The sequence below is a fragment of the Pseudomonas sp. No.21 genome (assembly GCF_054558415.1).
On record NZ_BAAJNO010000030.1, the window covers coordinates 1 to 6639 of the forward strand.

Annotated in this window: 6 protein-coding genes; all 6 read left to right on the plus strand. The window is 54.0% G+C overall.

All coding sequences use genetic code 11. The features are described from left to right. The coding region (locus ACYJSS_RS30480) for a DUF2345 domain-containing protein (protein WP_459481249.1) at positions 1–763 on the plus strand (763 nt) is incomplete at its 5' end. Between the two features lie 26 nt (positions 764–789). Continuing rightward, positions 790–3555, plus strand: a complete 2766-nt coding sequence (locus tag ACYJSS_RS30485; RefSeq protein WP_236206665.1) for a hypothetical protein — start codon at positions 790–792, stop codon at positions 3553–3555. Beyond that, positions 3552–4079 (plus strand): hypothetical protein, encoded by a 528-nt coding sequence (locus tag ACYJSS_RS30490; RefSeq protein ID WP_236206666.1) that lies wholly within the window; start codon positions 3552–3554, stop codon positions 4077–4079. The genes ACYJSS_RS30485 and ACYJSS_RS30490 overlap by 4 nt, the downstream gene beginning before the upstream one ends. Before the next feature lie 698 nt (positions 4080–4777). Continuing rightward, positions 4778–5041, plus strand: a complete 264-nt coding sequence (locus ACYJSS_RS30495; RefSeq protein WP_111264769.1) for a PAAR domain-containing protein — start codon at positions 4778–4780, stop codon at positions 5039–5041. A 14-nt stretch (positions 5042–5055) separates the two neighbouring features. Then, positions 5056–6282 (plus strand): hypothetical protein, encoded by a 1227-nt coding sequence (locus tag ACYJSS_RS30500; protein WP_146603106.1) that lies wholly within the window; start codon positions 5056–5058, stop codon positions 6280–6282. Positions 6283–6288: 6 nt separating this feature from the next. Then, the coding region (locus ACYJSS_RS30505) for a hypothetical protein (protein WP_459481252.1) at positions 6289–6639 on the plus strand (351 nt) is incomplete at its 3' end.

The window sequence follows — 6639 nt, forward strand, 5'->3', positions numbered from 1 at the left end:
GCGGCAGAAACGCGGCGAAGGCTTCGAGCTGCGCACCGACGGCCGGGGCGCGCTGCGTTCCGGCAAGGGCATGTTCATCAGTGCCGATGAACAGCCGCGCGCCCAGGGGCATGTGCTGGCCATGCAGGACACGCTCGCCCGCCTGCAACGCGCCGGTGAGGAGATGCAGACGCTTTCCGAGGACGCCCAGGTCGCCAACGCCGAGCCGGCCGATGTGCAGGCGCAGTTCGACCTGCTCAGGCAGGACCTGGAGCAGCTCAAGTCCGCCGTCCTGCTGCTCAGTGCGCCCAGGGGCATCGCGCTCAGCAGCGGTAGCCACCTGCAACTGGCCGCAGAACGGAACCTCATCGCCAACGCGGGCAGGGACGCCGCCTTGAGCGTGATGCGGCGGCTGTTCATCGGCGTGGGGGAGGGCGTCAGCCTGTTCGTGCGCAAGCTCGGCCTGAAGCTCATCGCTAACCAGGGCGCGGTGCAGATCCAGGCGCAGAACGACCGCCTGGAACTGCTGGCCCGCCAGGGGCTGGAGATCACCAGCACCGAGGATGAAATCCACATCACCGCCAAGAAGAGGATCGTCCTCAACGGTGGGGGCAGCTACATCACTCTGGCACCGGGCGAAGTCGAGTTGGGTAGCGGCGAATTCACTATCAAGGCACGAGTGAACCGACAAGGGAGCGCCTCGCAGCTTCCAGCTATGCCGGCCGTACCGCCACTGCTGGAGTCCGAAGCCGCGCGGCAGGATGACACTGCGTTTTCCGGTTAACGCCCTCTCAGGAGCAAGGAGCATCTATGGATACCAGGAGCTTGGTTCAGCAAATCATGGATAAGACCAACACTTGGCTGGGAGAGCAGCTCCGGCCAAGTGCTCGCGAGCCGGAGTCGCCGGCACCATGCCGACCACTGACCAACTATTGGGTAACTGACCCAGGCAGTGCTCATCTGGCTCCCATTCAGAAATGGAGCCACCCCTTTGGTTCTCGCGCCGACGAGCTACAGCAACTGGTACAGCAAGCCAATGCTGAACGCGGCTATTACCCATTGGGGCGGAATGGATACTGGCACCTGGGTGTGCATTTCGATTGCGGCACAGCCGGGACGCTGGACCAGACATATGTGCGTTGCCTGGCTGATGGCGAGGTAGTGGCCTATCGCATAGATACCCGATCCCCCTCCACCTCGTACCAACTTGATGGAGAACCGGTGGAGCGAGTCTTCTCGCGAAACTTTGTCTTGGTACGGCATCGGCTGCAGGCACCGGAAATCTTCGGTGCCGATGACACCCCACCCAGCCTGACTTTTTTCAGTCTTTACATGCACTTGCAGGACTGGAAAGCCTATGGTGAATCGCCGGAGTCACCACGACCTGGCTTCTGGTCCTTGGCTGCTCGTTACCAGGTCAAGCCCAATGTCGGCGATACCCATGTGGGTAGCCCCGGTGAGATGGGGTTACGAATCAGGAACCAAGCGACTCAAGGCCGGGTGATCGGCCTGCTGCCGCAGGGTATTGCCGTGACCATCAGTGGTCAGGGTGAGTTCCGTGAGTGGATCGATAGCCCAGGTCCTGCGGCGTTGCAGAACCCCGAGGGGGGCCTGCGCGGCTATGTTGCCTTCAGCAACCTACGGCTGAATGCAGCTGGCAGCTACCAAGTGCATCTGAGTCAGGACAACAGCACGCTCAACGTCAGGTCTGAACCGAACGCCAACTCTGAAGTGCTCTTCAAGTTGCCGCAAGGTACCGAAGTAACTATCAGTGGAGAGGGGCAGTTCCGCAAGCTTGAGCGGGTAAACCAGTATCTTCACTACGCATCACTGATACGCGAACTTGAGCCTGAGGCTCTAGACCAGATACTGGTTCTGGACAAGCCGATTTCTATTCGGGCGGGCGAGCTCATTGGCCATCTCGGTGATTATCAGGATCTAGAAGATAAAGAGCCTCAGAAGCAACTGCACTTGGAGGTTTTCAGTCATGAAGATGTTGAAACCTTTATCGACGTCAGCCGTGCTTGGGCGAAGCAGCTGCCAGCCAACTCAAGGACTTGGCTGACGCTACCCCAAGGCACATCAGTAGTGCCGCATCAGGAGCACTTCAGCGTTGCTGGCCCTCCGATCGCTGGAGTAGATACGCCGATCAGCGGCGCTGATCTGCACTTGCCGAAACATAGACTCGATGTCTTGGGCGCCGAAAAGACTATTCGTATTCCCGCAAGAAATGGTGAGGGCGGTTGCACTTGGTATCGCCTTGATGACCTTTTTCATGACGTCGACGGTGTGTTGCTCAACGGGTGGGTTCGGGTTGCTGACAATGATGCCCAATGGCACAGCCCATGGGATTGGAGTGGCTATGCGGCCATTCTCAATGGCGACAGTCTGGAAAGCTGCCAAGCCTATTCATTGAAAGTGCAAGGTATTTTGCCCAGTGAGAAAGATCGTGCGCGAGCCGCACGATTGGCCGATCTATCAGACCGGGGTCCTATTCGAAGCCGCTTGTTCGATTTGATCGCCCGAGGTGCTGACCATAGTGACGTTATGAGTGCCGAGCAATTGCAGCGGGCCCTGCGCCTGCCGCTAAAAGCACAATCTGTTTCCCGTCTGGCGATATATAGCGAAAGCGACTGGCGCTGGACATCGGGGAAGTGGGATGTTCTAGATGATTTATATGGTCACCGAAGTTCGGCTCCGCATAAAAAATGGTTGGCTGAGAAAGAGCGAATTGAGAAATTGAGTTGGTGGCAAGAGGTCGCACCGAGTCTGGCTCTGCCGGCTGATGGACAGGTTTGGTATCTGCACCCAATAGGAATGATTGGAAGCTTTGGTGGTTTAGATTTTTCATTCACTTTGGAAGTTATGCGCAAGCTCTATCCTACACTTGGCGTAGAGCGATATGAAGACCTGCAGAATATTGCCGAAGAGCTCAATTCTCAACTTGTTTTCTATAAATTAGACACTCATCTTAGGCGTGCTCATTTTTTTGCGCAGATTCTGCAAGAGACAGGGTTATCCTTAATCATGGAAGAAGACCTAACTTATAGAGTGAGCGCTTTAATAAGCAAGTTTAGCTACTTCAGGTCTAATCCTGATGAGGCTAATGTGCATGGTTTTGTTGTTTTGCAGGGAAAAATTAAAGCCAACGGAGTGGCTATGGGAATAGATGATTTCAAAGCAATTGCGAATGGCGCTTATGGAGGGCGGGAGGACCTAGGTAATAGAGGTTTTTCAAGTGGGGATGGCTGGAAATACAGAGGGCGTGGCCTTAAACATTTAACGGGTCGATACAATTATCAGCGATTCACCGAGTGGCACCAAAAAAATAGTGCGCTATGGCCAAGCGACGACCTGGACTTCATTGAGTCTCCAGATTTTTTGATGAGCGCGAAATATGCTGCTCGTTCAGCAGCATATTTTTGGCTGGACAAGAAATTATATGAAAGAGCAGATAAAGGTGCGGCGCCATTTGTAGTTGACTTGATTACGGATGTTGTCAATAGAGATACAGACAGTAGGTCGCGTAGGAAGCAGAATTTCAATCAGTTGTGGGTTGAAGAGATTCTGAAATGAAAATTTTTAAGAGAGAGTTGGCAGTTTGTCTGCTGCTCTGCTGTCTTGCAGGGTATGGTGGGGCGGAGAATCACGCAAGTCTTTCTTTGTGCGGTGATGACGAAATGGTTTATATAAGTTGCTCCATAAAGGCGCGAGGTGATATGGGTTTTGTGGGTAATGTTGCCTCTATATGTGCAAAAGGGAATGGTGGTCCAGATGCGGGGTATGTGCAATATCGATACGGCAAGTCTATGCGGGATATAGAAATCACATACCCATCAGAGAGAGTTCCCCCGAGGGGTATATTCAAGATTTATTCGGTTGCGAATATGTTTGGGAGAAATTCTTATTCTGCGGTGGAGTTGCTGCAGTTTAAGGTGGGTAAATACATTTACTCATTTGAGGGGGGCGGTATTGCTGGGTACAGGTTGGTTGTTAGAAAAGGCGTGGATGAGGTGTTTAATGAACGCTGTGATGAGCCTGGGCACGCTTATATAAGCGATCAAGCTTATGAGGGGATTGAGACAGAGGTTTTTGATTGATGCTGCCAATGACGCTGGGGTTTTATATGGATAGGGTGTCACATGCACTGATTGTGGCTTTATTTTTATGGTTTGGGGGGTGAGAAGATAAACGCATCCTCAATGTGTTTGGGTGATGAAGCCCTGCAATTTTCATTTAAGGTCGCTGATACAGATAGATTTTTTCTCTACGCGAGGGAAGTGGTGGAGGGTGTTTAGTTTGTCGTTTTGGTAGGTGGAAATATTGAGGCGCGTATCCAGAAAGGCTGGGTAGTGAGTCTTGGAGAGGTTTTTATTTCTCAGGCTATTCACGATGTGGAGGTAGGGCAAACGATGCAATGGGTGACTACTCCTTGTCCTTCAGTCGGAATGAGGCTAATTGCACTTTACGCCAAGAGTGAAGGTTGGTTGAAGATAAGTATGAAATTGGAGTCGTATTTGGGTCTGGATGGATGAGAAGGCTTTTAAGTGGCGCCAAGGAAGAGCAAGTTGGTTCGCTTATGAGGTTAGATGGGAAGCTATGTTGAAAAATAGGTGGTGGGGAGTTTTTGAGCGGAGAGTTTGTGGATTGGGCAATGCGTCAATTGGTTGTGTGAGTATTTTGGTTGGGTTGCACTTCCCTGTTGCTTAGAAGGTCTTAAGGGGTGTTTGGCGGTTGTCTTGTTAGCGCTATATCGTGAAGTTACTCACCGGCCGCGAATTAAACTAAGTAGGTAAAAATGAGTGGGGTCATTCGCTTAGGCGATAAAAACACCGGCGGTGGAGCCGTTCTGGCGGGCTCTGCTGAGCTGATCTGCAATGGTATCGGCGTCGCCAGAGTCGGCGATCCGGTGAGCTGCCCGATTCCAGGACATGGCCCAAATGTGATTGTGGAGGGCAATCCGAATTTCTGCGATTCGGGTTTTCCGGTTGCCTTCCATGGGCATCGGTGCGCTTGCGGTTGCTCGCTCTTGTCGTCTCTACCAGATGTAAAGGCTATCTGATCATGGTAGTCAGATTGGATGAGATGCCCGCTCCAGTTCCGCAACCTGCGCTACCGCGCCTCCGGGTGTGGCTCGGGCTGCTGCTTATTTGTGTTGCGCTGGGGGGGGGGCTGGTTCTTTGGCTGGCTGAAAGCTCAATGGCAGAAGAGCCTGGACGCTTTTGGTGGGCTTCCCTCGGTTTACCTCTTCTAGTTTGGTGTGGGCTGGGGGCACTTCGGATTCTGGTGTTCACCTTGCAGAAAGGGGCTGCCGATGGATGGAATGCCGCTCGCGAGGAAGATCGACTGAGCAAGGTTGGTCAGGGGCGACGTTCGCAGCAGGTGCTGGGTGTCAGCCTACATACTGCTCTTCGCGATGAGCAAGCGGAGGACATGCGTGCGCTGCAGTTGATCGCCTTGCAAGGCAAGGTCAGTGCTTTACGTGCACAGGCGTCGTGGCAAGGCCAGAGCTCGGTGCGCCATAGTCGTTTGCCGATGGGTGAGTTGGAACGATCTGTAGATGCGCTGCAGCGGCTGTTGTCACAGGTCTTCGCTGATATGTCTCAGGTTTTGACGTCATTTCCGCCCGATCTTCCCTTGGCTTTGCATCTCGACATCAATACCAGCCTATCGGACAAGACAGTCGTGGAGGCCTGGAGGCAGGCGTGGGCTGGGGCTGGTATTCGGCGAGCACTGCAGCCGACAGAGGGTAACGGATTAGCAGTGATTGACCAGTGGTTGGATCATCGCGCCAACGATCAGGCGTTATTGATGATCATCGCTTTTCAAATAGCGCCAGAGGCGGTTGAAGAGTCGACCGAGGCCGTGGTGGGCATGCTGCTCGGTAGTGCCCCGTCGCGAGCCACTCATCCTCATATCTACTTGCATCGTCCTGAACAGGAGCGTGAACCCTCGACCGATGGATTGGTTAGCTCCATCCGTCAGGCTCTGAGCTGGGCTCAGATTGGGGCTGACTCTCTCGATGGAGTCTGGCTGTCGGGCATTGATCATCAACGCCAGGCTGATGTTTGGACGTCACTGGCGCGATTGGGTATTCCAGCTACCCCCCAAAAGGGCCAACACAATCTCGACACCATCCTCGGGAGCAGTGGCAGGACGGCACCTTGGCTAGCGATTGCGGCAGCTGCCCAGGCGGTTCAGCTGCAAGGCCGTCCGCAGCTGACCCTTTGTGGGGATGGCACAGGTTCACCAGAGCTTTGGTGTACTGCGATTCGACCGATTGCTGTGGATCTTCAGGGATAGATGTTCATGAAACTGCTGTGGATGAAAGTGTTGCTTTGGGGTGTCGTGTTCGCAGGCATTGGATTGCTTTTGTTGCTCTGGTGGAAGCCGCACCTCCTGGGGATCAGCGCTGGTAGTGCCGCGCAAAGCATCTGGCTTTGGATTACAGCCGCTGTCACCTTGCTGGTACTTCTCGCCGAGCTGAGTTATCGCGTGGCAGGCTGGCATCTTGGACATTCGTTGTATCGCTTGGATCATGCCAGCGAGGCCCAATCGGGACTTCAAGCATCTGATGTTCTTGGTGTGAACGAGGAGGAAGCTCGTCAACACCTGCGCCAGAACCTCGGTCTTTTCTGGCACCGCCGCGCCCGCCTGCTT